Annotated in this window: 17 protein-coding genes; 1 reads left to right on the top strand and 16 read right to left on the bottom strand. The window is 62.4% G+C overall.

The window, feature by feature from the left end:
- Window positions 1–62 precede the first annotated feature (62 nt).
- Window positions 63–311 carry a hypothetical protein gene (locus ACZ47F_RS12415; protein ID WP_464925000.1) on the top strand — a complete coding sequence of 83 codons (249 nt, stop codon included), beginning with the start codon at window positions 63–65 and terminating at the stop codon, window positions 309–311.
- Here ACZ47F_RS12415 and ACZ47F_RS12410 read toward each other — a convergent pair.
- The 16 genes from ACZ47F_RS12410 to glgC all read right to left on the bottom strand — a co-directional run bounded on the left by ACZ47F_RS12410 (window position 281) and on the right by glgC (window position 25,751).
- Window positions 281–1,003: a hypothetical protein gene (locus ACZ47F_RS12410; RefSeq protein WP_464924999.1), complete on the bottom strand. Its 723-nt coding sequence runs from the start codon at window positions 1,001–1,003 to the stop codon at window positions 281–283. The two genes, ACZ47F_RS12415 and ACZ47F_RS12410, sit on opposite strands and share 31 nt — an antisense overlap.
- The gene (gene pglZ / locus ACZ47F_RS12405; RefSeq protein ID WP_464924998.1) at window positions 1,000–3,012 is read right to left on the bottom strand and encodes a BREX-3 system phosphatase PglZ; all 2,013 of its coding nucleotides are present in this window, start codon (window positions 3,010–3,012) and stop codon (window positions 1,000–1,002) included. The genes ACZ47F_RS12410 and pglZ overlap by 4 nt, the downstream gene beginning before the upstream one ends.
- Window positions 3,009–5,834 (bottom strand): DEAD/DEAH box helicase, encoded by a 2,826-nt coding sequence (locus ACZ47F_RS12400; RefSeq protein ID WP_464924997.1) that lies wholly within the window; start codon window positions 5,832–5,834, stop codon window positions 3,009–3,011. Before ACZ47F_RS12400 ends, pglZ begins: the two co-directional genes overlap by 4 nt.
- Window positions 5,831–5,920 carry a Fic family protein gene (locus tag ACZ47F_RS12395; protein ID WP_464924996.1) on the bottom strand — a complete coding sequence of 30 codons (90 nt, stop codon included), beginning with the start codon at window positions 5,918–5,920 and terminating at the stop codon, window positions 5,831–5,833. Before ACZ47F_RS12395 ends, ACZ47F_RS12400 begins: the two co-directional genes overlap by 4 nt.
- Entirely contained in the window at window positions 5,917–7,602 is a 1,686-nt protein-coding gene (locus ACZ47F_RS12390) for an RNA-binding domain-containing protein (RefSeq protein WP_464924995.1), read from the bottom strand. The genes ACZ47F_RS12395 and ACZ47F_RS12390 overlap by 4 nt, the downstream gene beginning before the upstream one ends.
- Before the next feature lie 2 nt (window positions 7,603–7,604).
- Window positions 7,605–8,258, bottom strand: a complete 654-nt coding sequence (locus ACZ47F_RS12385) for a DUF4276 family protein (RefSeq protein ID WP_464924994.1) — start codon at window positions 8,256–8,258, stop codon at window positions 7,605–7,607.
- Window positions 8,259–8,260: 2 nt separating this feature from the next.
- A complete protein-coding gene (locus tag ACZ47F_RS12380) occupies window positions 8,261–9,490 on the bottom strand; it encodes an AAA family ATPase (protein ID WP_464924993.1) in 1,230 nt (409 codons plus the stop codon).
- Window positions 9,491–12,268: a DNA methyltransferase gene (locus tag ACZ47F_RS12375; protein WP_464924992.1), complete on the bottom strand. Its 2,778-nt coding sequence runs from the start codon at window positions 12,266–12,268 to the stop codon at window positions 9,491–9,493. It lies immediately after the preceding gene.
- A gap of 48 nt (window positions 12,269–12,316) precedes the next feature.
- Window positions 12,317–16,048, bottom strand: a complete 3,732-nt coding sequence (locus tag ACZ47F_RS12370) for a DUF6079 family protein (protein WP_464924991.1) — start codon at window positions 16,046–16,048, stop codon at window positions 12,317–12,319.
- A 12-nt stretch (window positions 16,049–16,060) separates the two neighbouring features.
- On the bottom strand, window positions 16,061–16,549 hold the full coding sequence (gene brxF, locus ACZ47F_RS12365) for a BREX-3 system P-loop-containing protein BrxF (RefSeq protein WP_464924990.1): 489 nt from the start codon (window positions 16,547–16,549) through the stop codon (window positions 16,061–16,063).
- On the bottom strand, window positions 16,542–16,949 hold the full coding sequence (mads1, locus tag ACZ47F_RS12360; RefSeq protein WP_464924989.1) for a methylation-associated defense system helix-turn-helix domain-containing protein MAD1: 408 nt from the start codon (window positions 16,947–16,949) through the stop codon (window positions 16,542–16,544). The genes brxF and mads1 overlap by 8 nt, the downstream gene beginning before the upstream one ends.
- Window positions 16,950–17,595: 646 nt before the next feature.
- On the bottom strand, window positions 17,596–18,648 hold the full coding sequence (locus ACZ47F_RS12355; protein ID WP_464924988.1) for a tyrosine-type recombinase/integrase: 1,053 nt from the start codon (window positions 18,646–18,648) through the stop codon (window positions 17,596–17,598).
- Between the two features lie 178 nt (window positions 18,649–18,826).
- Window positions 18,827–20,335, bottom strand: a complete 1,509-nt coding sequence (locus ACZ47F_RS12350) for a phosphoheptose isomerase (RefSeq protein WP_464924987.1) — start codon at window positions 20,333–20,335, stop codon at window positions 18,827–18,829.
- Window positions 20,336–20,375: 40 nt separating this feature from the next.
- The gene (locus ACZ47F_RS12345; RefSeq protein ID WP_464924986.1) at window positions 20,376–22,862 is read right to left on the bottom strand and encodes a glycogen/starch/alpha-glucan phosphorylase; all 2,487 of its coding nucleotides are present in this window, start codon (window positions 22,860–22,862) and stop codon (window positions 20,376–20,378) included.
- Entirely contained in the window at window positions 22,859–24,340 is a 1,482-nt protein-coding gene (gene glgA / locus ACZ47F_RS12340) for a glycogen synthase GlgA (RefSeq protein WP_464926641.1), read from the bottom strand. The genes ACZ47F_RS12345 and glgA overlap by 4 nt, the downstream gene beginning before the upstream one ends.
- An 82-nt stretch (window positions 24,341–24,422) precedes the next feature.
- Window positions 24,423–25,751, bottom strand: a complete 1,329-nt coding sequence (gene glgC / locus ACZ47F_RS12335; RefSeq protein WP_464924985.1) for a glucose-1-phosphate adenylyltransferase — start codon at window positions 25,749–25,751, stop codon at window positions 24,423–24,425.
- Window positions 25,752–25,847: the final 96 nt, after the last annotated feature.

Below are 25,847 nucleotides of genomic sequence, written 5' to 3'. Positions count from 1 at the left end.
AACTGCCGGCGCGATGCGCGGCGCGCCGGCTGCATACCCACCTCGCGCGAGGAGTAGCAAACATGAAAACGACCGTCCAAACCCCCACCACCCCCGACCTGCTGCACGAGTCCGCCACGGTTCTTGAACGCATTGAGAACTGCGGCGATCAAGGCCTTTTGTGGGTCGAAGACCTCGACCGGCTGGCCCTTAGCAGGCCGTTGAAAAATCCCCCGCAGCCGCTGCGGCAGGCGTTACGATCTGAGGCCATCGGTGAACGTTTTTGTATTCATGTCTGTCCTCAAAGGGTGGCGCGCAACGCGACAAACTGATTACTCGGTCCCTCCGACCGGAGGTCGAGGTTCGGGCTGTTCGACACCACGTAGGCCAGAGGCCGCGTCAAGTTGAACGGGAACAGCACGGGCAGCGACTGCAGGCTGGGCACTGAAACGGGCTTGCCGGCGTAGCGCACAGCTGCTTCGATCAGCCAAGCAGTGAGCGCATCGTTGTCGATGCTCGTCTGGGGCAAGCGAATGACGCGCTTGCCTTTCTCGACCCGCTCCACGGCGCCCCAGCTCGCCTGGCTCTGGATGACCATGTTGGTCATACGCCGGGTGCCTTCGCGCTCCCCATAGGTTTCACTCATGCGCCGATGGACCTCGGCGGACGCGCAGTCGCCCTGAATGGCGGACAGGCGGCCCACCAGCTCGGCCACTTTGCCAAAAAACGGGTACGTCGCCACGGACATGCCCCAGCACAGCGCTGAGACGGGAATGTCCGGCTGCGTCTGGTGGATGGCCACGCCGCGATCCGCGTAATCGACCAGTTCGGCGCGTGGCTCCAGCCACAACCGATTCAGTACGGTGCGTGTTTTTTTCTTGGCTTCCACGCCAAGTTCGGCTGCATCAAGCAGTGCATTCAGATCATCTAGCCCAGCCACGCCTGCACGAACATTCAGTGCCGCAGCCGCCCAATCAAGCTGAATGAAACGATCAAAGCCTATTTTTGGGGCTGATGAATTCATTCGGTACCAATCACATAACTGACTTTCACAAAGGGCACGATCAACTCTTCGACCGACACCCCGCCGTGGACCACCACCTGCTCGCCCTCCGGTACAAAGGCGGTTCGTCCGCCTGCGAATAGGGGCATGAAGTTCGCGGGTAGTCCAGCGATGTCCAACCTGACTGTGGTGGGATAGGCCGCAGCGGAATCGGCCAGCAATGGCTCACTCCGGTAGACCCGAACGCGCTCCCCGCGCGTCTCTGCAATCACGCCCTGGCTGGGCCTGCCGACACCGGTGGACTCCACGTTGCCGTGGTCCGCCGTGAGATAGATGTGGTATCCCTTGTCCAGCAGCAGCGAGAACAGCCGGTCGACGAAACCGGTCGTCAACCAGTTCCCGATCCACATCGCCACGTCTTTCTTGGACCGCTCCTTGTGGAGCCGATCGTCCACCTCATCGATGACCAGGCCCACCACCTTCGGGCGCCGGTCGATCAAATCCGCTTCCAGTGCGTCGAGCTGATGGGTCTGACGCAGCGCACGTCGATACATCACCTCATTCGAGTTGACGCCTTCGTTCTGCCAGAACGTCTTCCACAAGGATTCCTCCTTGTCCGTCCTGTCGATGGAGTCGTCGAACTCTCGCGGTTTCAGGCCGGAGAACAGCGCCTGGCGCGACACCGATGTCACGGTCGGCAGCCATGCAAACGCGGTTCCCTCGTCGAACGCGAAACGTTTCGTGGTGGCGATCAGGCGCTCGCGGATCTGCACCCACTGATCGAAGGCCAGCCCGTCGAAGACCAGTAGAGCCACATTGGTTTCCCCTGCGGACCGCCGATGGCGCAAAAAGCGCGGCACGTGGTGCACCATGACCGGCCCTTTGGTGACAGGCAGCGAAGGCAGGTCGGCATAGTGCTTGGTCAACCATTGCCGCAGACCCTCGTCTGATTGCGCCTGCAAGGTCTTGATCCGTTCCCGAATCAACGGCAGGTGTTCGCTGCCTTCAGTGCCTGGCAGACCATGCGTGCGAGCCAGAATCTCACCGTAGCGTTTGGCGAACTCGCTCCAGTCCTTGTGCGAAGAGGCCGCCGTTGGCGTCGTCTCGATCAGGCCATCGATACCTTTGAGCACCAATGCCTGCAGTGCCGCCGGGTCCTGAACAATGCCGGCCTTGATCCAACTCGGCATCCCCGCCGGAACACTATGGACCGCCAGCGGATGCAAACTGCCGTCGAGGAACATGGAGTCGACCAGCACCTGCACATCGGAATGATCGAACGGAATCTCGATCTTGGCGACGTAGTCTGGTGGTGGCGGCTCCCCTGTACGCGTGCCATCAAGACCCAGGGTCGTCAGGTAGCGATACCACGCATCCTGTACCACGCGCAGCAGCGCGCTCTTGGATGCCAGCCATGTGGCGACGGGCTGATCCGGGAACAGTCCCTTGCCTTGGATGATGCTTGCCGCGTGCTGGGCGAACAGGGGTGGCAACGAGCGGTTGGCGAAGTGCATTCGCAGCAGCTCGCGCCAGAAGTCGACCGGGTTGCGAATGGATCTCGGCGTCAGTTGGTAGACGTGTTCGAGAATGAAGTCCTTGGACTCGTTCTCGCCGCGCGCTGACTGCAATTCGGTCTGGTGGGCATGAAACAGCCCGGCAAAATGCTCCGGCTCGACTTGTTGTACCGCGCTGTAAGCCAGCTTCGGGAATAGCTCTGCAAGGCTGAGACGCACCACACGACCGTGATGCACGATGTCCCACGGCAATTCATTCGCGTCGGCGCTTCGCAGATGCAGAACCAGCGAAGGCGCTGGCCCTTGCTCACCGCGATCCCATGCGGCGCGGTAACGCTCCTCATACTCCGCGCGGAAGGCAAACGGGTCCTCGTACAGCATCACCTCGAAACCGCGACCGCGCAGCTCGATCAACAGCCTCTCGTCGAGCAACACATCATCAGGGTCGCACGCCACCCAGAGTCGGGTGAGATCGGCCGTGAAGTGGCTGAGAATGCGTTCTGACCACTGGCTCATCCCACCTGTCCTCCGGGTATCACATCACCGGAGACGCGCACCATCATCACGGCATTCAAATCCGGCATGCTGGCCTCCATGTCGTCCAGGGCGGCCACGCGTGCATCGTGTTCTTGTTGCAGTCGCTTGCGCCGGTGCTCGCGCACGGCGGGCAGGCCGATTCGTCCAATGGCCTGGCCTCGGGCCTCGAACGCATAGACCGTACGTTCGCGTTCTTCCTTCAACCGGGCGCGGTGTTCTGTCAGCAATTCGGTGAAGATCCGCTCACCTTGGGTGCTGGCAGCCGCATGCGATGCCTCGAACCACTTCACCGACTCCTCGGCGCCGGTCACGGCATGCACATCCACGGTTTCAGTTAGCAGCAGATCCCATACGCGCTTGGCGGTCGGCACGAAGGGCCGGCCTTCCTCGTTGATGAACACCGGCAGGAAGCGCTTCCGGCTCAAGCCTTCAGCCGCCAGACTGATCTCCCACAGCGACCAGATGCCGCGAACCGACTCCGGCAAGCCGGTCGCGCGGATCACCGGCAGCGGCTGGCCGGCAACAAAGCGCGGCAGTTCGCTGATGATGGCGCGGGCGCGCGGGTCTTCCATCGTGACCCATTCCAACTCCGGGTTTTCGTCCGCCGTGCGGGCGTCAAAACAGGCCTTTGCTGACTCGCTGCCGTCCGCCCACTTCACTCGCCACGCCTTCCCAACCTTCGTTGCAGAGCCTCCTCTCGCAGCCAACCCACTAGTGATGGCGCGCTCCAGCCAAAACTGCGCTGGGTGGTCGCGCCATTTGCGGGCTTCAATGGCGTCCAGATCGTGCTCTGTGGCGAGCAGGTCGCTGTTCTTCTTCGACTCCGCCAGTGTGGATCGCAGCTGCGACACCACCGCGTCGCACTCCTGTTCAATTGCATCCGGGTTCTGCAGACCATGCACGAACAGCTCGTCGAAGATCGGGTCGGCCTCGACAGAATCCATCACGTCGGACGCCTTGTCGACGCCAAACTCCTGCGCGATGACCTCGAGCTTTGCCTCCAACACCTGGCGCACTCGATGCTCCACAGTGTCTTCGAGCACGAAGTTGATAGCGCGAACAACGTGCTTCTGCCCAATGCGGTCCACCCGGCCAATGCGCTGCTCAATCCGCATCGGGTTCCACGGCATGTCGAAGTTGACGATGACGTGGCAGAACTGGAGGTTCAGGCCCTCGCCGCCTGCGTCGGTGGAAACCAGCACCCTCACGTCGCGTGAGAAGGACTGCTGTGCACGGGTGCGCGCGTCCAGGTCCATACCGCCATTGAGCAGCGCCACCGAAAAGCCCCGGCTCTCCAGGAACCCCGCCAGCATGGCCTGGGTGGGAACGAACTCGGTAAAGACCAGCACCTTGAGCTGCGGGTCCTTTTCCTCCTGCTGGAGTTTGTAGATCAGCTCAAGCAGCGCTTCCGCCTTGGCATCCGTCCCCTGTCGCTCGGTTTCGCGAGCGAGATCCAGCAACATCTCGACTTCGGATTTCTCCCGCTCCCAGCCGCTGGCCTGCAGGGCAATGTCGAGCTGGGACTGGCCGTCGAGTTCTGCCCATTCATCCGGGTCCACCGCCTCGAACAGGTGTGGCTGCGCCTGGGGCGAATCCAACAGGGCCTGGCGCTTCTCCAGGGTGGCGCGGATGGCGGCTGTACTGGACGTCACCAGGCGTTGCATCAGGATCATCAGGAAGCCGATGTGCCGCTGCTTGGCGGCCATCGCCTGGTTGTACCCGTGCCGGACGTAGTCCGTGACCGCCTCGTAGAGCCGTTGCTGAGCGGCATGTCGTTCCTGCCACGCCACGGCATGCAATCGCGTGGACCGGGGCCTGAACAGCAGCTGGCCCTCCGCGTCGATGGCGGCCCGCTTCTCGGTTCGGATCACGAACGGGCGCACTCGGTCACGGTCGATGCTGCTTTCGTTTGGAAACGTCTCACGGTCCAGCAACTGCATCAGCCGCATGAACTGGTCGGTCTTGCCCTGGTGCGGCGTCGCGGACAGCAAGAGCAGATAGGGCGCGGCCTCTGCCAACGCGGCGCCCAGCTTGTAGCGGGCCACCTGCTCGGTGCTGCCGCCGAGGCGATGGGCCTCGTCAATGATCACTAGGTCCCAACCGGCCGAAATCAGGTCCTCGAATCGCTCACGGTTGTAAGTAGCGAGCTGCTCCACGCTCCAGCCGCGACGCCCTTCAATGGGCTTGACCGAGTCGAGCGAAACGATCACCTGATCGTGCATGCCCCAGAGGTTATCGTCAGGTTTCGAGTCGTCATCTCGCCACTGGCGAAAGGCCGCCAAGTCCGATGTCTCGAGGTGGCGGAAGTGCTCGCCAAAGTGCAGCCGCATTTCGGCCTGCCACTGACGCACCAGACCTTTCGGTGCCACCACCAGCACCCGCCGCACCATGCCGCGAAGCTTCAACTCGCGCAGGATCAAGCCCGCCTCGATGGTCTTGCCCAGGCCCACCTCATCGGCCAGCAGGTAGCGGATGCGATCACGGCTCATGGCCCGGTTCAGCGCGTAGAGCTGGTGCGGCAGCGGCACCACGCTGGACTGGATCGGCGCCAGCAGCAGGTTGTCTTCGAGCGCGTCGAGCAGCTTGGCCGCAGCCGCCGTATGCAGGATCTGCTCCACCGTCGGACGCACACTGGTCAGTTCGCCCAGGTCCTGGGCGCGGGCACGCATCACGGCGTCCTTGGCCGGCAGCCAGATGCGAAAGAAGACCTCCCCCCACACGTCCTGGCGGTCGATTATCCGGCAGGGGGACGCCTGCCGGGCATGCCAGCACCAATCGCCGATGCCGAAGCCACCGCTCATGCGCCCTCCCGCTTGAGCGACGCCTGTCCCAACGCGGTCAAGCGGTACCGCTGCTTGCTGCTCTGCGGCTTGTCGGGAATCGTCATTTCCAGCACGCCCGCATCCAGGGCCGGCTGGAGGTAGGCATCGCGAAGTGCTTACGGTCTTTCAGCCCCAGAGCCTCCATCAGTTCCTGGCGCGCCATCTCCCCGGATACCTTCGCCAGTAGCGCCAGGACTTGGGGGGAGACTTGCGGGGTCACTTGGGGGGTGACATGGGGGGTGACTTGCGGGGCGGCTTGCTCGGCCGCTTGGGCGAATCTCCGCCGCAGAGCCTCCGGCACCTCGAACAGGGTTTCGCCGACCGGCTGGAGCAACTGCTGACGAACCAGGAAGTCGGCGATCTGTTTCGCCTGCTGGGTCGTGCTGATCCCCAGCCCGCGAATATCGGTCAGGCTGATGCGCTCGCCTTCCGGCTGCCCCAGGGCCAGCGCCAGCACGTCTGCCTGTTCCCGCTCCAGGTTGACCCCGATGGCCTGACGGAACCGCTGCATCGCCTCGGTGACCAGCGGCGAGTTGAGCAACACCAGCTCGAACTCCTTGCGTGCCTTGTCGTTTCGCAACTGCGGCGGTATGCGCCCGAGATCCTGCCAATTGCGGAAGATGGCGCGGATGCCCGTCCCGGCCTGGTCGGACAAGCCGATCCGGCGAAACGCCTTCACAATGGACGGGTTGCGCACCTCCTTCTCGGTGGGGTCCAACAGCTCCGCCTCGGTTGCGAAGGCATCGCCGGGGTTCCAGAAGATGGTGCGATCGGTGAACAGGCGAATGGAGGCCTTGCGGCCATGATCGCCGTAGTCCTGATGGATCAGCAGGTTGATGGCCGCTTCACGAAACGCCAAGTAATCCGGCGGGTCGTCATTGCGGCGCAGCGTGCTCGGGTCGAGTGAAAACGGGTGCTCGGCAATGCGCATGTAGCGCGACACTAGCCCCTGCCAGGTCTGAAAAATGTTTTCTTCAAACACATAACGGTCATGCCAGCGCTGCGCTGCCGACCACTGGTCGAAGGGCGTATCGATACGCTGATAATCCAACACCGGCCTCGGCAGAATCTGCCGCACATAGCGCCCATCGCCGAACAGCAGCACCCCTGCACGGGTGGGTAGCATCTGCCCACCCTGCTCGACAATGAAGTTCCAGTTCAGCAGAAATCCGATCGGATCGGCGATCTCCGGATGTTCAGGATTGCGCCGGGCGAACTGCGCCTGATACCACTCGACCGTCGCCAGGTCGAAGCAGCGATCCACGGGGATATCAGGGAGCGCCATGCCGTCATAGCGCTCCTGCGCGGCATCGCGCAGGAAACGCTCGAGCTCGCTCTGGGTGCACTGCTCATCGCCCGCGCCCCGGCGGACGTCGCTTTGGCGAGGATCGCCCTTGAGATAAACCGGCTTGTCGGCCCGCGACGCTCCCGGCACATGGAATGCGAACACGTGCTTGCCGTCGATCTCGAAGCGATGCGCTGCCACCGCAATCACCCGGTTGAGCTTCTGCCCGCCGCGCAATACCGCCAGAAAATCGTTCTGGACCTTGTCGGGCTCCTCGACACCAGTCACTTCCAGGCGGCCATTGACTTCGCTGACGCCAAACACCAGCCAGCCGCCCGCCGTGTTGGCAAAGGCAGACACCGTCTTGTAAGCATCTTCCGGCACACCACGCAGCACCCGCTTGTACTCGAAGTCGTTCCATTCGATGCCGTTCAGTCGTGCCAGCAATTCGTCATGGTTCATGCTCAAACAGCCTCCGCGACCAGACGACGCAGGCCGTCACACAGCTTGCCGAAGCTGGGCGACACATTGCGATCCGGGTCAAGCAAGGGGCCGATCCTCTCCGCCCATTCGTGTTTGATTTGCCCTGGCAATGGCCAGCCTACCTTCTTGATGGCGACTAAACCGCCCGGATACACCGCATCGGCGAGCAGTTCCCACGTATCACAAGCGCTATCTTGAACATACCTGTTCAGCACATCTGCCTTGGCGCGTGGATACGCACTTTCCAAGGCCTGCCTGTCTCCCAGATACCAGGCCTCCACTTCCTCAATGGCCAAACGGAACAGCGTGTTCGGTGCGGGATTGCAACCCGCAGCCAGCGCACTGAGTTCCGCGAGGAAATCAACGCAATTTCGTTTGTCGGTGTCCAGGACGACGACTACCGCATCGATGCCGGGTGTTCTGCCATAGCCTTGCAACAGTCGCGGCAACTGATCGAGCAGAATCCGCTTCGTCGGGTCTGCACCTGGATTCAAGTTCCTTGGGATCCGGCCTAACCCCTTGTAGTCATGAACGCGCCAGCTATGCGAATTGCCTTGTTCCCCGAGCAATTTGGGCAGCACCGCTTCAAGCAGCTTTTTTCCAGAGCTGTCTTCCACAAGTATCTCGATGTGCATGCTCACCTCGCATCGAGATAGTCGCTGTACCAAAGCCCGCCTAGAGGCAAGCCTTCGGCCACCAGATTCTTGACAACTTCCAGCTCGGACACCCGGCGTATGGTCGAAAACCCATCCTCACCTTTTTCCAGAATCCACACCTCCTTCGGCGACAGCGCATCCACGAAATACGGCTGATGCGTGGTCACAAAAATCTGCGGCGCGTTCTTCTTGCCCGTGGCATGGGTACGGAATTCCTGCGCCAACGACTCCAGGAGCTTGTGGTACAGCCCGTTTTCCGGCTCCTCGATGCAGATGAATGGTGGCGGTTCCGGGTCTTCAAGCAGCAGCAGATAAGCGAACACTTTTAGCGTGCCATCCGACATTTGCTGCGCGAAAAAAGGGTCGTCGAAAGCTCCATCGTTGAAGCGCAACAACACGCGCTTGTCTGTCGTTACCTCGGTATCGATACTGACGATGCCCGGAATCTTGCTTGCAATCCGCGCCAGGATGCTCTTGAAGCGATCCTTATGCTCGCGTTCCATAAACTGCACCACATTACCGATATTGTCGCCATGCACATTCAAATGCCGCTGCGGTCCCGCGCTGGGCAGGCTGCGCGCGGCATCCGGATAGAAGTACGACAGATACCAGCCCTTCAAAAAATCGCGGAATCGCTTGATGCGCGGATGCTCCTTGAGCGTGCCCAGTGTGGCGATCCCAAGCTGGCGCGGATCGGTCAGCTCGACCACCGCTTGGGTGCGATCCTCCTCGCCTTCAATTTCCACGGCTTCTTCCCCCGCCCAGACCTTGCCCTTACCGCGATCTAGGCGCAAGAAAGGATAGGGGCGCCCATACGATTGGCCCTTGCGACGCTGTTTCAGAAGTTCAGACTTCACATAGGGACGGCCAGAACCATCCAGATCAATAGACAGTTCGTAGGTGATTGGCCGCTCCTTTGGCGCTTCGCGGTAATAAATCTCGAAGCGCATCGGTTCATTCACGCCCTTGGATCGCAGGCGTTCGAAACCACCGCGCTGCTTCATATCGCAAGCGGTTTCGACATCGGTTGTCAGGCAATCGGCGACAAACCCGAAGGCATCAAACAGTGAACTCTTACCGACACCGTTCTTGCCAATCACAACAGTAAATGGCGTGAGGGGATCACCAGCCTGGCCCCCCGATAACTTGCCCAGCGATACGTCACGCAAGGCTCGGAAGTTCTGGACACGAAATCCTTCGATAATGGCCATTTAGTTTTTCTCCGTTCTGGTCTGCACCTGGGAATACCAGAGCTGCAGCTTTTCATCCTCCTGCAACGCCTCGTCCGGAATCTTCTCGGCAACCTTGATGATGGTTTGGTAGTTCTTTCTGCTCCACGCGTCCTTGAAGCCCGCGCGCAGCACTTCCAGTCGGAACTCCTTGAGCTTGCGGCCGCTGTGTTGCTGGTACTGCTCGAACTCCTTCAGAAGTGCCTTTTCGCGTTTCTTTTCCAGATCCTGCGCCTTATTCGGATCCGGCACGAACCAGCGATCCTTGGCCTTGGCCACCAGCGCCGGACTGTTCTTCTCCAGACCGCGCAGATCTTTGTAGTTGCTCGATAGGTAGCCGTGGATTTGGCTGGGCACGTCACCGCTGCCGTCATACTTGAGGAAATTGTCTTCCAGTAATGCCGAAAGCTCGGGTTTGGCCTCGTGCCTTTTCCATCCTGCGCCAAGTTGCCTCATGAATTCAGGGCTGATCTCTTGGTAAGTCGATGGGCGACGCCTCAGGAAATCGGTGAGCCAATCAATCGCGCTGCGCTCGTCGGAGACGAACAGCTCCATCTGCGGCGCCTGCGCCATCTGTGTGCGCTTCTTGTCGTATTCGGCCACCTGCTCGGGTAGGAACACCATGCCGTCGCGCTCGGGGAAGCGACTCCGCAGCCCGCCCAGAAACTCGTCACTGGAGAGCGGCACCGGTGCGTCGTAGCGCACGTACCAGGCGACCATGCGGTCGAAGATGCGGCGCGGATCGCGCTCGACGATGAACTCCAAGACGCCGTTCTTGACCTTGGTGACCGCCAGTTGCTTCAAGTGGGTTTGCACGAAGTCCCAGGCCGATTCCTCCGTCGCGCCCGTTCGGGTGAAGCGTTCCTCCAGCCCGCCGTTGGGTTTATAGGCAGAGATCACCAGGTCTTGTTTGACTGCCGTGGTGGAGGTAACCTGGCGGTAGCTGCCCTGCACCTTGTCCAGCGCGGTGACCTCGGCCACCACGAAGCCCGCCCGCTGCAAGGCCACCTGGATCGCGTTCCAGACGGCGGCCTTGCTGTTGGAAAAGACCACCGTCATCCACCGTCCCGGCTTGAGCACGCGGTGGTATTCCGCAAAGCAGCGCTGCATCAGGTGCTGGTAGTCGGGCAGCGCCTTGTGCTTGAAGCGGTCGATGATGGCTTCCGGCTGAGCATCGGTCGTGACGCCATGCCACGACTCGACCAGGAAGTTCAGATCGGCGTAGTAGATGTTCTCGCCAAAAGGCGGGTCGGTGAAGATGTAGTCGATGCAGTCATCGGGCAGCGGCAGCCGCGCGGCGGTGCCGGTGCTGATTGCCGTATTGCCAGCGCCGACTTTGGCGTTGCGAAACGCCTTGACCAGTCGATCGAGCTTACCGCCCAAGTTGTACCAGGGGCTGCATTCGGCGTGCTGCGAGGCGACATAATAGACGCCAGTGAGCTGGCGATTGACTTGTGAGCCGCCAGGACGGCCCTGCTGAATGGGCTGGTAACGGTTCAACACCGACAACCCCCAAACCGCCTGCTCCACCATGAACAGCAAAAACGACCGGAGACGCGGATCGGGATGCGCTTGGGCCTTGGCCCACAGCCGGCCCATCGCCTGCGCGGCGCGGGACAGGTAGAAGTGGTGGATATGGGTGAAGCCTTTGGGTGCGATCCGCGAGCCGTGGTACATCTGCTCGATCGGGAAGCGCCCCTTGGGCAAGGCAGCGGGCAGCGGCAGGGCTTCGATCTTCGCCAACAAGGCCAGGTCGTCGGCATCCGGCGCTTTTTCATGGCGCGTCTTGCCCACTATGTACGAAATCAGCACCGGCTTGAAGCGCACTCTCTGCCACGGCTGACCCGTAGCCGGGTCGAGCCGGTTTTCCAGCACGCGATCCAGCCGTTCCTTGTTGAGTTCCGCGCCGCAATGGGGGCACGGGAAGGTGTCATGCACCCGCTTGCTCTCCTCATCCAGCGCTTCTTCCAGAAAGTTCACCTCGCCCGCGCACTCCGGACAAGTGAAGACCTCGCTCCACACGGTATATTCAATGCGCCCCTTGGTCTTGCCGTCCGAGTGCAAGGTCTCATACATCCAGCCGATTTCCTGCTCGAGTTCCTCGAGTAGCTGCTTCCCTGCCTTGGCGAAGGCCTCCACATCGAAGGGGAGGGTGTAGTTGGCGGCGATGAAGGTGGCCGCCGGTGAAAGATCATTCAAAATCACGCGGCGCGCGCCCCACTTCGGCGCCGGGTGGCCCTCCTTTTTCCAGGCCGTCTCCAGTTCATGGCGGTACGCCGCAGGCGCGGAAGCGCACCATTGCGCGGCGACGCCGGTCATGCCGGAGCCCGCGAAGCCATCGAGCACGATGTCGCCCGGCTCGGTGTAGTGCAGGATCGAGGGTACGATGGCCAGGTGCGGCACCTTGGTGTGGTAGGCATGCGCCTTGTAGATCGGATCAGTCTTGCCCACCGAGACGTCGATGGCCAACGGCTCGCGGCTGTACTTCACCGAAGGGTCATAGGGCTTGCCATAGTGCTTGATGAAGTCGGCAATGAACGGGTTCGGGCAGGCGGTGTAGTACGGCGGATCGGACAGCGCCAGGATGTCCTCGTCCGAGCCGATGGGGAAGCCCTCGATCTTGCGGAACTCCGGGTCTTTGAGCTTCTCGGCAAGCAACTTCAGGTAGTGCTCGCGGCGCGCCTCATCACTCGGGAACGTTTGCCCGAGGCATTCAACGGGGCCGGACGTGGCCACGTGATTTTGGTAAAGATCACTCATCAGTCGTTCATCAAATTCTTGTTGTCATGGTCAGGTGATCACGACGTCTCACTCGATCACGAAGCGCAGCTTGGTCGAATCCTTGCCCTTGCAGCGCTCGTTCATGAAGGTGTCGAAGCGCTTGCGCAGGTCGTCCGGCGTGGCTGGCGAACCGCCTTGCAGAAGCGCATGTTTGATCTCATCGCCCGTGACCGCGATCTTCTCCAGCCCCGACAGCGCTTCCTGCGCGGCCGCGACGAACTCGGGTGTGACCGAATCTGGCAAGGCTTTCGACGCAAGGAAGCCCTTGATCAGGTCACGCTGCGAAGGTTTCAGCAGTTCGAAGTTCGCTTGAATGATCGGGTCATCTAGGTTGTCCAGCAGGGTTCGCTGCCACCCTTCCAGGAGACGATCGAGTTCGTCGTCCAGGGCCTTGAGCACGTTGGCGGCCGGCAGAAGGTCGCCCTGTTCTTTGGCGGGGCGAAAACCACAGTGCGGGCAAACCGGGCTGGCGGCGAGTTCGGATTCGACCAAAGACGCGCAGCTCTTGAGCTGGTCCAGCTTGTCTTCGAAGGTGGTCAGCTGCCCGGTGGGCATGAGCGAGATGCCAGCCAAGGCGCGCAGGGTCACCATGCGCAGATCCTTGCGCAGAGCGGACTTGGTCTTGTCCTCTGCCACGCCGAGCCGGGCCTTACTGTGTTGCGCCACGTAGGCGGTGATGTAGTCCTTCTTCAACGTGGCCAGACGCTGGCGGTATTCAGCGGCATACTGCGCACTGCTGTCCTCGGCGAGCTTGTCGAGAATGTCCTTGCGGGCAGCCTGTGCCTGCTGTACCCAGGGATGATCGCCGGGCAGCACCATTTCGGCTTGGGAGAGGTAAGCGGCAACATGGCCCAGCTCGGCAGCCAGGTCACGCAGTCTCTCCACTGCGGCAAGCGCATCGAGGTTCTTCTTCTGAGTCTCGATGTCGCCCTGGGTGATGTTGGTGTGCAGATTCTTGAGCTTGCCGATCGTGTTGTAGGGTGACAGCCCCTCCAGGAAGTTCTTGAGTGCTTCCAGCCTCTGTTGTCTGTCGCGCAGATCTTCTTCGCGCAGCAGGCATTGACCCCAGAAGATGAGGCGATTCCGCAGGTCGGTGCCGACGGTCAGCACGCGGTTGACCAACTTGGCGACCGCATCCAGCAGCTCCTTGACCGACTCCTCCTTGCCCTGAGTCGCCATTTGAGCCAAGCCACTAGGCAATCCCAGCAGCTCGAATAGCGATCGCAGCAGGGCGACATTGATTTCCTTGGGCGCTTCGATGTGCTTGAACTGGATCAGGTCGTCCAAGGATCGTTCGGCCAGTTGCGACAGCTTGCCGGCGTCGATCTTGTCGCCGGTAATCGCCAGAACGATGTCACCCGAGTAGACCAGGCTGGCCAGCACCACCACGAGCAGGTCAGGTTCCAGGCGGAAACGCACCGGCGCGAAGTACTCAACGTCGGCGGCGCCGCTGATGAGCTCGCTACGGTTGAGCACCTGCCCGTGGCCTTTGGCCTTGAGCCGGTTGAGCACATCCTGGGCGTATTTGGAGCGTGTGGGATCGATGCGATCGCCGTCCAGCATCTCCAACGCATCGAGGATGGCGATGGCGTCACGGGTAGCGGGACCGCCCGCCAGACGCCGCAGGGCATGGGTGATGAGCTGCTTGCGGTTGGATTCGGTGACCAGCACCGAGAAGGTTGGGTACTCCGGCGCCAGATCCGCGAAGTGGGTGCCGAGGGCCAGACTTGCTGTGACGTTGACGATGTCGCGGAAGTTGGCGCGATCATCCGGCCCCAACCGGAGCTTGTCGCGCATGGACACGCCTTTGGCCCATTCCGCAAGGCGTCGGGTCTTGCCCTGGTAGGTGACTTCGAAGGCGGTCATCTGCTTGTCCTGCAGCCACTTGCTCATGTCGCTTAAGGCGCGTCTGGCCTTGTCCAGGTAGACGGTCTTGGCAGTGCCGCTGGCCGTAGAAGCAAGCTCCTGGGCAGCGGCGTAAAACTTGAGATGGTGCTTGATGACGTCATCCAGCCCCTTTAACCGGAAGAACACCTCGTCCGCTTTGTTGTTGTCGCGGAAACGAGGTGGCTCGAACGGCTGGATGAAGTAAATGTAGAAGTCGCGCTCGGGCTGGGCAGTCGGCCGATCGTTGGGCGCACCGAGGAACAGGTACCCATTGCGTTCCACGCGGCGCTCCTGCCATTCGACCTGGTGTTGCCAGATCTTGTAGCCGGTGACGTAGGCATGCTCATCGGTGCGTTCCATGATCTGCATGAGCGCGCTGTAGTAAGCGCGGTCCAGCGCGTCGTCCGACAGGGCTTCGGCGCGCTTCTCGATCTGGGCGTCGTAGTCGATGTCTTTTTTGAGGTCGAGGTAGTACTGCTCGGTGTCTGGCACCTTGGAGATGAACTGGCCATTGACCGTCTTGACGATCTCACGCAGGGTCGTCTGCACGGCGGTCAGCAGGTCGTCGGCGGGCTCACCACCCATATCCTCGATGCCGGGCTGGTACAGGCAAAGCGTGTCACGCAGTTCCTCGGCCGTTGGGCCCACCGGCACGTAGATGTCGCCGCCGGTCGTCAGCCGGTGGACAGACAGCCCCTTGATGACCCGCATGGCCATCGCCTTGTAAGCGGGGCGCGTAAAGGCCTTTTGCACCCGCTCACCCAGCACTTCGGCCACCTTCAACACAGGGCCGATGTTGGGGTCCGAGCGCAGCACCGAGTTGGAGGTGACCGTGTCCCAGAACTTGTCGAAGCCGATCAGGCCGGGGCGATCGGTCGGCACCTCCTCATCCAGGAGAGCCTGGATCTGGTCGCGCAAAGTGACCAACGCGCCGCGCTTTTCGGTGAAGATCAGCCGCTCGAAGGTGCCGATGTAGTCCGGATGGACAGGAAACAGGCAGACATACTCATCCATCCGCTCGTTCATGTTGCTGTAGAACTTGGCGAAAGGCGTGAGGTAAGTGCGGATCTTGTGCTGCTGGTCTGCCGACTTCTTGAGCAGACGCTCCGCCACCACAAAGCTTACGTCCTGGCGGGCAAGCAGGACCTGGGTGAAGCGTTCGTTCACGCGACGCAGGCTGTCGGCGACATGCTGGAAGCGGCTGCTGTCGAAGATGGCTTCCTGCACACCGGCCACGAAGCGGAAACGCAGGTGCTTGGTGACCTCGCCGATCTCGCGCAGGAAGGACAGGTCCAGCACCAGATCGTGGTCCTTGCGGGAGCGCAGGTATTCGAGGAACTCGTCAACGACGAGGAGGACCCCATGGTTGGGGTGCACCTCGTCGAAAGCAGCCATCATTTCCTCGAAGGCGGCCTTGTTGTTGACCACTTTGTCGGCCGGCGGGAATGCGTAGCTGACGCCCTGGTTCTCCAGGAAGATCTCGAGCTCCTGCGTGATGATGTCGCGCAGGGACATCTGGCTGGAGATCTCGATACGGTGCACCTTGAACTTGCCGGCGATCGAACCGGCAGCCTCCGCGACTTTGGGGTGGTGGATCATCGGGACGTAGGCAGCGTCCTCGGCAATCAGCGAGAGCACCGACATCAAGTGTGACTTACCGGTGCCGTAGTTGCCGACCACGAGCACACCCTTGTGGTCGACCGATTCGTCGAACGAGAGCTGCGGGATCATCTGCTTGGTGATCCGCTCGGCCATGTCGTCGGAAATGACGTAGGTGGCGACGAGCTTCTTTGCCTCATCGGGCCGGTTGGCGTCGAGCAGCTGAATGACCGACTCGATCGGCTCGAACTGAATGAGATCCCCGTACCGCATGCGTTTCCCCCTTTACCTCACCATTTCAATTTCGAATGGGACCAGACCATCGAGGCCGTAGTCCTGATATTCCGGATGCCCCATTTCCGCATAGATCAGGCGGCCATCACGTCGCTCTCCTGGCCACACCGCCACGACACGAAGGGCTCTGGCGTGGCGCTTGAGCAGATCCAGCGGATCGAGCTTGAGCGACTGATCGAACAGCAGCTCGATGTTGTCGAGCAGAAGCAGATCGCCGCTGGCGTAACTCTGGGCCAGCTCCCGCATAACGACGTTGGCCTGGAGCGCCCGCTGCCGCAGCGGCAGCGCCGCGAGCCGCCTTCCCAGCACGGCACCGACATTCATTACCTCCGCACCGCGCCGATTGGCCAGCTCGGCCAGCAGCGCGCTCTTGCCGCAGCCAGGGCGGCCGACAAGCAGGATCAGCTTGCTGTGCAGGGCCGCGATTTCGTCTACGAGACGGTCCAGTCGTGTGAGCATTCCCGGCAGCCCTTCAGCCATTGCGGCCCCCATCCTTGGAGGCCGCCCCTTCGGGGCCAGCCTGTCGGCTGTGCAAATCTGTTCCGGACAGATTTGTCTCGCCACGAGATCCGCCAGGATCATCATCGCTCTGGGCTTCCGCGGTCTGCCTCTTGATCCACTGGTCGATTTCCTGGCGCTGGAAGCGCCACGTCCCACCGACTTTGAAGGCGGGAATCTTCTTCGCCGCCGCCAGGCGATACACCGTGCGCTTGCCCACTTTGAGATAGGCCGCCACTTCGTCGAGGGTAAATATTTCGCTAGTCGCTTTTTTCACCACTTCCCAACCCGTCGTAGGGTATTGGCCATTTCTGATGGCAATTTTGGCAAGGATACGGCAAACTTGTGCATATTTGAACAGCCGAGTGGCAGGAGGGGACATCGCCCCGTAGTGCCAATTTCAATCGCCGGAACAGAGGCGAATCAATCACTTACGCAAAAATATGTCGAACTCGGGGGGCATGCATGTTTGCTCCGATGGAGCAAAGTTTGCTTCAACGGAGCAACTGCGGCACCAGTGCTACGCACACGTGCCGAAGCCAAGGGCCAAAAGCAGGCCCGGCTTCGCCCGGCCAAAGCATGCCCGCCAGGCGGGCACACAAGCATCCAAATAGCACCCTGCGGGCGAAGGATGACGGCTGTGTCGTCATGGGCGCTGCACGGGCATGCCGGGCGGCCGGGGTGCCGCGCTCGACCACTTGGGGGACGACTGCCGGTTCTGGAGCCGCGCGACTTTTGGCCGGGCCATGCGGGACAAGAGCCGCGCCAGCGGCATGAAGACGCCGCTGTCACGCCTCCTGCCCTTAAAGCCGCCCGGCCAAAAGCTCGGCAAATGAGCCCTCCATACCTGGCAGAAACCACCCCCACACAAGAGCACCGCCATGAACGCATCAACCCTCAAACACCCCGCCAGCAGCCCGATTCCACGGCCCAAACACCTCAGGGCTCTGCCCCGAACCCCGGAGCTTCCACCCCAGCAGGTGGGCAATGCAACCAGGGCAAAGGTCAGTGAGAAAGGCCGCTTCACCTCACCCCAACTTCACCGCCAGCCTCTCCGCCTCGACGTGCGTGTAGCGCTTGAGCATGGACAAGCTCTTGTGCCCCGTCATGCTGGCTACCTCCATGATGCTCAGCCCCTTCTCAAACAGGCGCGACGTGGCCTCGTGGCGCAGGTCATGGAAGCGCAGATCCGCCAGGAAGGCGGGGTCGGGCTGGGTGCCTGACTTCTCGCACTCTTCTCGATAAGCCTTCAGCGCCCGCGCCTTGCAGCGAACCCACGCCTTCTCGAAGCTATCGGCGGCGGCCCAGCCGAACACGCGGCCGTCTATGCGGAGCGGTTGGGACTTCATGGCGCGAAAGGCATCAAGCGCAGCGCTAGACAGCGCAACGGTGCGGCTCTCTCCATTCTTGGTGTCGACCAGGTGTGCGGTCTTGCGTGTTAGATCGACGCGCTTCCACTCTAGCCCGAGAAGTTCGCCCAGGCGCATGCTGGTCTCGACTGCCAGGATGATGATTTGCCGCAGTCCTGGCGTGCGTTTTGTTGACTCTGCCGCCGCCAGCAATGCATCGAGCTCACCAGGCCGAAGCCGTCGGTCCCTCGACTTCGGGACCGAAGGCTTGCGGATGGCTTTCGCGGGATTGCCGGCCGGCAGCGGGATCGACAGTTCTTTCTCGGCATAAGAGAACAGGCTCGACAGCGTATTGAGATGGTGAATCACTGACTGCGCAGCTAGACCGTCTTTCAAGAGATCATCACGCCAGGCGGCCACGTCAACGGAGCGGACCGAACCGAGGAAGAACGCGCCGAAACGGGCATTGCAAGCGCGCACATAGCCGGCGGCCCCTTTGCTGCGCAGGCGAGGCAACTCGGCGGTGGTGTATCTCTCGACAACTTGGCCGAGTGTGACCCGGCCAGCCTCATTCGTCGCGGCAGCCACGTTGCCACGCTGAAGTTCGCGCTCGATCTCACGCGCCCAGACTTCGGCGTCGGCTTTCAGATCAAAGGTGCGCGAAAGCGTCGGCATGCCGCGCTTTCTGATCTGCGCCATCCAGCCATTTTTCCGCTGTTCAATGTAAGCCATGCCATAACTCCCATTCCCACTAATTTCCCACAAATGCCCGGGAGAAGTCTAGCAGAGCAAGTATTTATGCGGGTTTCAGCTCTATTTATTTAAGCCTTCTAAGCCGTAGGTCACTGGTTCGAATCCAGTCGGGCAGGCCAGAAATTGCTGCGGGTTGACGCATGGCTGCGACGCAGGCTCAGGCGCCGTGGGTGAGCAGGTAGTCGATCGAGGCTGCAGTTTCTGCACTCAGCCCCTGGGTGTTTTGCGACAGCAGGGCGTTTTCGATCTTGGTGGCCAGGGTCTTGCCCAGTTCCACGCCCCATTGGTCGAAAGGATTGATGCCATAGAGCCAGCCCTCGACCACGGTGCGGTGTTCATAAAGCGCCAGCAGCGCCCCCAGGTGGTAGGGACTGAGCCGTTCCATCCAGATGAAGGTGGAGGGGCGGCCGCCAGGGCAGGCGCGATGGTGTGCGGCGCGGGCGGCGGCTTCCTGGCTCATGCCCTGGGCCATCAGTTCGGTCTGCCAGCTGGAGGCGTCTTTCCCGTTCCACAGGGCATCGGCTTGGCCCAGTGCGTTAGCCAGCAGGGCAAGATGTTCGCGCAGGTGTCTGTGCCAGGGGTGTGCGACTGCGACGATTTCGTGAAACACTGGCACCGCGGCCTGGTGCAGCAGCTGGAAGTAGGTGTGCTGCACTGGCGTGCCCACGCCGCTGATGACTGCAGGGCCGCTGACGTGCACTGGCTGCATGCCGTCGGCGCTGGTTGACTTGCCCAATGATTCCATCAGTAGTTGCTGCAGGTACAGCGGCATGCGCGAGAATGCGTCTCCGTACAGCCCGATGGATAGCAGCGGCAGGCCGAAGCGCACGCGGTAGGCATGCGACAGCCCGGCCATCAGCCCCGGTGCGCTGCTCTGCAGCGGTGTGTCGAGGAAGTGCGTGTCCATGGCGTGCGCGCCGGCATGGAGCTGGGTGACCGCATCGCGGCCAAAGGCGAGCAGCAGCACCATGCCGTGCGCGCTCCACAGCGAGAAGCGGCCGCCGATTTCCGGCAGGGAGCGGAAAATCTGATCGACGGGCAGACCGAAGCGCTGCAGCGCGAGTTCGGCGTTGGCGGTGAGCGCGACCAGGCGGGAGCGGGCCTTGTCCGCGCCGATGCCATCGCCCAGCCAGCGCAGTGCGATGTCGGCGTTGCGCATCACTTCCTGGGTGCGGAAGGACTTGCTGTTGATGAGGATCCAGGTGCGTTCGGGCACGGCGGCGGTTAGCGCGGCGTCGATGGTGGCGCCGTCGAGATTGGCGACCCAGTGCACGCGACAGCGGGGTGTCTGCAGCACCGACAGTGCGGTATGCAGCGCGAGCATGGGCGTTTCGGAGCCGCCGGCGCCGAGGTGGATGATGTCAAGACCCTGCGGGCCGGCCTCTGCCACGCGCTGATCCACCCAGTCGGCCATGCGGGTGAATTCGGCGTGCAGAAAATCGGCTGCGGCCTGTGAGGGCGCGTCGAGGCCCTTGGCGCCCAGGCGCGACAGGACATGCCAGGCCGGGCGGTTTTCGCTGCCGTTGAGCACAGTCTGGCTCACCAAATCCTGCGGGTTGTTCGGCAGGGCGGCGAGGGTCTTGAGCGCGGTGGCCAGCGCCTGTTCGCCGTGACGAGTGAACTCCAGGCGCAGGCCGGCGGTGTCGATGGTCTTGGGTGTGGGCATGGGGGTTGGAGCGCTTTGCGGGTGGAGGTGGCGGACGAGGTTAGTCGAGCAGAAGGGGCTTGATGTGCCAGATCTCCTCTGCATATTGGGCAATGGTGCGGTCGGATGAGAACGGCCCCATGCCGGCGATGTTGGCCAGCGCTTTTTTCGCCCAGGCATCGGGCTGGAGATACAGCGCATCGACCTTTTCCTGCGTGGCGATGTAGCTGGCGTAATCGGCCAGCAGCATGTAGTAGTCGCCCCAGTTGACCAGGAGATCGTGGATGCTCTGGTAGCGGTGCGGCTCTTCCGGGCTGAAGCGGCCATCGCGGATCGCGTCGAGCACGCGCGCAAGCTCCGGGTTGTCGCGGACGATGGCTTGGGGCTGGTAGCCGGACATGCGCAGATCGGTGACTTCGTCTGCTGTCAGGCCGAAGATGAAAATGTTGTCGGCGCCCACGTTCTCGCGGATCTCGACATTCGCGCCGTCGAGGGTGCCGATGGTCAGTGCGCCGTTGAGCGCCAGCTTCATGTTGCCGGTGCCCGAGGCCTCAGTGCCTGCGGTGGAGATCTGCTCGGACAGGTCGGCCGCGGGGATGATGACCTCGGCCGCGCTCACACTGTAATTCGGCACGAACACCACCTTGAGCAGGTCGCCTGCGCGCGGGTCGGTGTTGATGGTTCGGGCCACATCGTTGATGAGCTGGATGATGCGCTTGGCGGTGTGATAGGCCGAAGCTGCCTTGCCGGAAAAGATGACCACGCGCGGCACGGTCACGCTGCCGGGTTGCTCGAGAATGCGCAGGTAGCGGGTGATGACATGTAGCACGTTGAGCAGCTGGCGCTTGTATTCGTGGATGCGCTTGACCTGCACGTCGTACAGCGCGTCCACCGGAATGGTGATGCCGTGGTGGGTCTGCAGCCAGTGGGCAAAGCGCTGCTTGTTGCTGCGCTTTGCCTGCTGGACGCCGCGCAGGAGCGCGATGTTGTCGAGCTGCGGGCGCAGTTTGGCGAGTTCGGTCAGGTCGCGCCGCCAGTGCGTGCCGATGGTCTGGTCGAGCAGTGCCGACAGCGGCGGGTTGGCCAGCGCCAGCCAGCGCCGCTGGGTGATGCCGTTGGTCTTGTTGTTGAAGCGCTCGGGCCATAGCCGAGCGAAGTCGGCGAAGATCGATTGCTGCATCAGCTCGGAGTGCAGTTTGGAGACCCCGTTGACCGAGTGGCTGGCGAGCACGGCAAGATAGGCCATGCGCACCGAGCGGGTGCCGGTTTCGTCAATCAGCGAGACATGGCGCATCAGGTTGACGTCATGGCCGTATTTCTGCGTGAGACGGGCCAGGAAGTGGGCGTTGATGTCGAAGATGATCTGCAGATGCCGCGGCAGCACGCGGCCCAGCATGTCCACCGGCCAGGTTTCCAGCGCCTCGGACATCAGGGTGTGGTTGGTGTAGGAAAACACCCGCTGGCAGATGCGCCAGGCATCGTTGAACGGCAGGTGATGCACATCGACGAACAGCCGCATCAGCTCCGGGATGGCCAGCACTGGGTGGGTGTCGTTGAGGTGAATCGACACCTTGTCGGCGAACTGGTCGAAGGTGGTGTGCGTCTGCAGATAGCGGCGCACCAGGTCCTGCACGCTGGCGCTGCAGAAAAAGTATTCCTGGTGCAGTCGCAGCTCACGTCCGGCATCGGTCGAGTCGTCGGGGTAGAGCACGCGCGAGACGTTCTCGGAGTGGTTTTTTTGCTCGACCGCGCCGAAATAGTCGCCACGGTTGAATGCGGACAGGTCGATTTCTTTGGTGGCCTTGGCCGACCATAGGCGCAGCGTATTGGTGGTCGTGGTGCCGTAGCCGGGGATGATGGTGTCGTAGGCCATGGCCTCGACATCGTGCGTGTCCACCCAGCGGGCGTGGTCACCTTCCTTGACCACATGGCCGCCGAACTGCACGCGGTAGACCACCTCGGGGCGGGGAAATTCCCAGGGATTGCCTGCGGTGAGCCAGTAGTCGGGCGCTTCCACCTGCCGGCCATCGACGATGGTCTGACGGAACATGCCGTAGTCGTAGCGAATGCCGTAGCCGTAGCCGGGAATGCCCAGCGTGGCCATGCTGTCGAGAAAGCAGGCGGCCAGCCGGCCCAGGCCGCCGTTGCCCAACGCCGCGTCGGGTTCGAGGTCGGCGATGCTGTCCATGTCCACGCCGAGTTCGGCCAGCGCCTGGCGCAGCGGGGCGGTGAGATCGAGCGCGATCAGGGCATTGCCGAAGGCGCGACCGATGAGAAACTCCATCGACAGGTAGTAGACCTGCTTGGCGTCCTTGGCGTTGCGCAGGTGGGTGGTGTCGAACCAGTGCTGCACCATCAGATCGCGCACCGCGTAGGAAGCTGCGTGCAGCCAGTCGATCGGCTGGGCCGACTGCGGATCCTTGCCGATCTGGAACATCAGCTTGTTGGAAATCGCCCGCTTGAGTGCCGCCACGTCGTGCGGCGGGGTGTCGTGGACGAAGGGAACGGTGGCGGCTTCGGGCAGGGGTGGTTTGGGTTCTGGAGTCATGTGGAGGGAAGGGTGAAAGCAGGAAGGGTGGACAGGTAGATCGCGCGGTAGTGTCGGGCCGCCTGCGTCCAGCTGAAATTCTGCTGCATGCCGGTCAGCCGCACCCGTGCCCAGGCGCGCGGCTGGCGATACAGCGCCAGCGCGCGGCGCACTGCATGGAGGTAATGCGCAGGAGAAAAATCGGTGAACACGATGCCCGTGGCGGTGCCGTCTTCGAGCGTGGCCAGGTCGGCATCGACCACGGTGTCGGCCAGCCCGCCAACCGCGCGCACCAGCGGCAGGCTGCCGTAGAGCAGGCCGTACATCTGGGTCAACCCGCAGGGCTCGAAGCGCGAGGGCACCAGGGTGATGTCGCTGCCAGCAAAGATGCGGTGGGCGAACTGCTCGTCGTAGCCTACGCGCAGCGCCACCGCACCCGGGTGGCGCTGCGCCGCGTGGGCGAAAGCGGTCTCCAGCACATGATCGCCGCTGCCCAGCACCAGCAACTGGCCGCCGCCTGCGACCAGCGCGTCCACGCCGGAGAGCACCAGGTTCAGCCCCTTCTGCTCGGTCAGGCGGCTGACCACGGAGAACAGCGGCGCGTCCCTGGCGGGGTGCAATCCGGCCTCGACCTGCAGCGCTGCCTTGCAATGGGCTTTGCCCGCCATCTGCGTCGTGTTGTAGCGGCGCGGGATCAGCGGGTCGGTGGCCGGGTTCCACACAGAGGTGTCGACCGCGTTCAGAATGCCAGTCAGGTCGGCGCGGCGGCTGCGCAGCAGGCCGTCCAGGCCGAAGCCCTGCTCCGCAGTCTGGATTTCGCGCGCGTAGGTCGGGCTGACCGTGGTGATCTTGTCGGCGTAGAACAGCCCGGCCTTCATGAAGGAGATCTGGCCGTGGAATTCGAGCCCGTCGATCTGGAACGCACTCGGCGGCAGACCGAGATCGCCGAAGCGATCTGCCGGGAAAATGCCCTGGTACGCCAGATTGTGGATGGTGAACACGCAGGGCACCTGCCGTCCCGCGGTGAGCTTGAGGCAGGCAGGCGCCAGCCCGGCATGCCAGTCGTGGCCGTGCACGATCTGCGGCGCCCAGCCGGGGTCGAGGCCGCGCGCCAGATGCGCCGCGCCCCAGCCCAGCGCGGCAAACCGGCGATGGTTGTCGTCATAGGGGCGGCGCTGCGCGTCCTCATACGGATTGCCCGGGCGGTCGTACAGCCCCGGTGCTTCCAGGACGTAGGCCCACACCGGCGCACCGTCACCGCCCGGCACCGCCGGCAGCGTGCCGCCGAGCACTTGCACCGGCTCACCCCAGGGAAGAGCGAAGCAGCCGATCGGCACGGCGTCTTGCAGGCCGGCCAGAATGGCGGGAAAGCCGGGTAGCAGCACGCGCACGTCGCAGTCCACAGAGTGCAGCGCCGCGGGCAGCGCGCCGGCAATGTCGGCCAGACCGCCGGTCTTGAGCAGCGGAAAGATTTCGGCGCTGACCTGCAGCAGGCGCAGGGCGCCGAGCCCATCAGACTGCTGCAGGGCTGCGGGCGCCTCTGGCGGCAGGCTAGACGTGGCGCGACCGGGGGGGGGCATTTCAGTCATCGTCATCCTCGTTGAGCTCGGCCTCGCCCAGTGCGCGCAGCATTTTCTTGGTCACCAGCACCACACCGCCGGCGGTGCGCTCGAAGCGCTTGGCATCGAGCTCGGGGTCTTCGCCGATCACCAGCCCTTCTGGCAGCACGCAGCCGCGGTCGACGATGACCTTGTTGAGCCGGCACGAGCGGTTGACCACCACATCGGGCAGCAGCACGCATTCGTTGAGGGTGCAGAACGAATGCACCCGGACATTGGAAAACAGCACCGAGTTGCTGACTGCGGAACCCGAGATGATGCAGCCGCCCGACACCATCATGTTGATGGTCTGGCCGTGTCGGCCGTTGTGGTCTTGGACGAACTTGGCCGGGGGGAGCTGGCGCTGGCTGGTCCAGATCGGCCATTCGGTGTCGTAGAGGTTGAGCTCTGGCATCACCGAGGCCAGGTCGAGGTTGGCCGCCCAGAAGGCGTCGAGCGTGCCGACATCGCGCCAGTAAGGCTTGCTCTGCTGTCCGCCCTGCACGCATGACATCGAGAACGGATGCGCATGCGCCATGCCCTCGCGCACCGCCTTGGGGATGATGTCCTTGCCAAAATCGTGCGACGAGGCGGCATCGGCCATATCTTCATCGAGCATGCGGTATAGGTAGGTGGCGTTGAAAATGTAGATGCCCATGCTGGCCAGCGACATCTCGGGGTGATCCGGCATGCCGGGTGGATCGGCGGGCTTTTCAACGAACTCGACGATCTTGCGGCTGGAGTCGATCGCCATTACCCCAAAGGCGCTGGCCTGGTCGCGCGGCACTTCGATGCAGCCTACCGTGACCTGAGCACCGCTGGTGGCGTGATCCTGCAGCATGATGGAGTAGTCCATCTTGTACACATGATCGCCGGCGAGGATGACCACATACTCGGGCTTGCTCGACTGGATGATGTCGATGTTCTGATACACCGCATCTGCCGTGCCGCGGTACCAGTGTTCTTCGTTGACGCGCTGCTGCGCCGGCAGCAGATCGACCATTTCGTTGAGCTCGGCGCGCAGAAAGCTCCAGCCGCGCTGCAAGTGGCGCAGTAGTGAATGCGACTTGTACTGGGTGATCACACCGATGCGGCGGATGCCGGAATTCACACAGTTGGACAGCGCAAAGTCGATGATGCGGAATTTGCCGCCGAAATACACCGCGGGCTTGGCCCGCTTGTCGGTGAGCTGCTTCAAGCGCGAGCCGCGCCCGCCGGCCAGCACCAGTGCGATCGAGCGGCGTACCAGCATGTGTGGCTGCATCTGGCGATCTTGCAGGTTCATGGGGCTCAGCGGTTGATTCTGATGCATAGCAGGTCTCCTGGGTGTTTTTAGCAGGCCGTTGAAAAACTACTGCGGTGGGCCATCTGCGGCGTTGCACGGTGCGCGCTGCCTCGCCTATCTATT

This window comes from Thiomonas islandica (assembly GCF_055383445.1).
This window is presented reverse-complemented; position numbering and strand designations above follow the sequence as displayed.

Bases quoted from the DNA above. Each gene is read 5' to 3' on its own strand.
- ACZ47F_RS12400 (WP_464924997.1), bottom strand. From the start codon at position 5,834: ATGAGCGGTGGCTTCGGCATCGGCGATTGGTGCTGGCATGCCCGGCAG.
- ACZ47F_RS12395 (WP_464924996.1), bottom strand. From the start codon at position 5,920: ATGACGATTCCCGACAAGCCGCAGAGCAGCAAGCAGCGGTACCGCTTG.
- ACZ47F_RS12375 (WP_464924992.1), bottom strand. From the start codon at position 12,268: ATGAGTGATCTTTACCAAAATCACGTGGCCACGTCCGGCCCCGTTGAA.
- ACZ47F_RS12355 (WP_464924988.1), bottom strand. From the start codon at position 18,648: ATGGCTTACATTGAACAGCGGAAAAATGGCTGGATGGCGCAGATCAGA.
- ACZ47F_RS12350 (WP_464924987.1), bottom strand. From the start codon at position 20,335: ATGCCCACACCCAAGACCATCGACACCGCCGGCCTGCGCCTGGAGTTC.
- ACZ47F_RS12380 (WP_464924993.1), bottom strand. From the start codon at position 9,490: ATGGCCATTATCGAAGGATTTCGTGTCCAGAACTTCCGAGCCTTGCGT.
- brxF (WP_464924990.1), bottom strand. From the start codon at position 16,549: ATGGCTGAAGGGCTGCCGGGAATGCTCACACGACTGGACCGTCTCGTA.
- ACZ47F_RS12370 (WP_464924991.1), bottom strand. From the start codon at position 16,048: ATGCGGTACGGGGATCTCATTCAGTTCGAGCCGATCGAGTCGGTCATT.
- pglZ (WP_464924998.1), bottom strand. From the start codon at position 3,012: ATGAGCCAGTGGTCAGAACGCATTCTCAGCCACTTCACGGCCGATCTC.
- ACZ47F_RS12345 (WP_464924986.1), bottom strand. From the start codon at position 22,862: ATGACTCCAGAACCCAAACCACCCCTGCCCGAAGCCGCCACCGTTCCC.
- ACZ47F_RS12410 (WP_464924999.1), bottom strand. From the start codon at position 1,003: ATGAATTCATCAGCCCCAAAAATAGGCTTTGATCGTTTCATTCAGCTT.
- glgC (WP_464924985.1), bottom strand. From the start codon at position 25,751: ATGCATCAGAATCAACCGCTGAGCCCCATGAACCTGCAAGATCGCCAG.
- ACZ47F_RS12385 (WP_464924994.1), bottom strand. From the start codon at position 8,258: ATGCACATCGAGATACTTGTGGAAGACAGCTCTGGAAAAAAGCTGCTT.
- ACZ47F_RS12390 (WP_464924995.1), bottom strand. From the start codon at position 7,602: ATGAACCATGACGAATTGCTGGCACGACTGAACGGCATCGAATGGAAC.
- mads1 (WP_464924989.1), bottom strand. From the start codon at position 16,949: ATGTCCCCTCCTGCCACTCGGCTGTTCAAATATGCACAAGTTTGCCGT.
- ACZ47F_RS12415 (WP_464925000.1), top strand. From the start codon at position 63: ATGAAAACGACCGTCCAAACCCCCACCACCCCCGACCTGCTGCACGAG.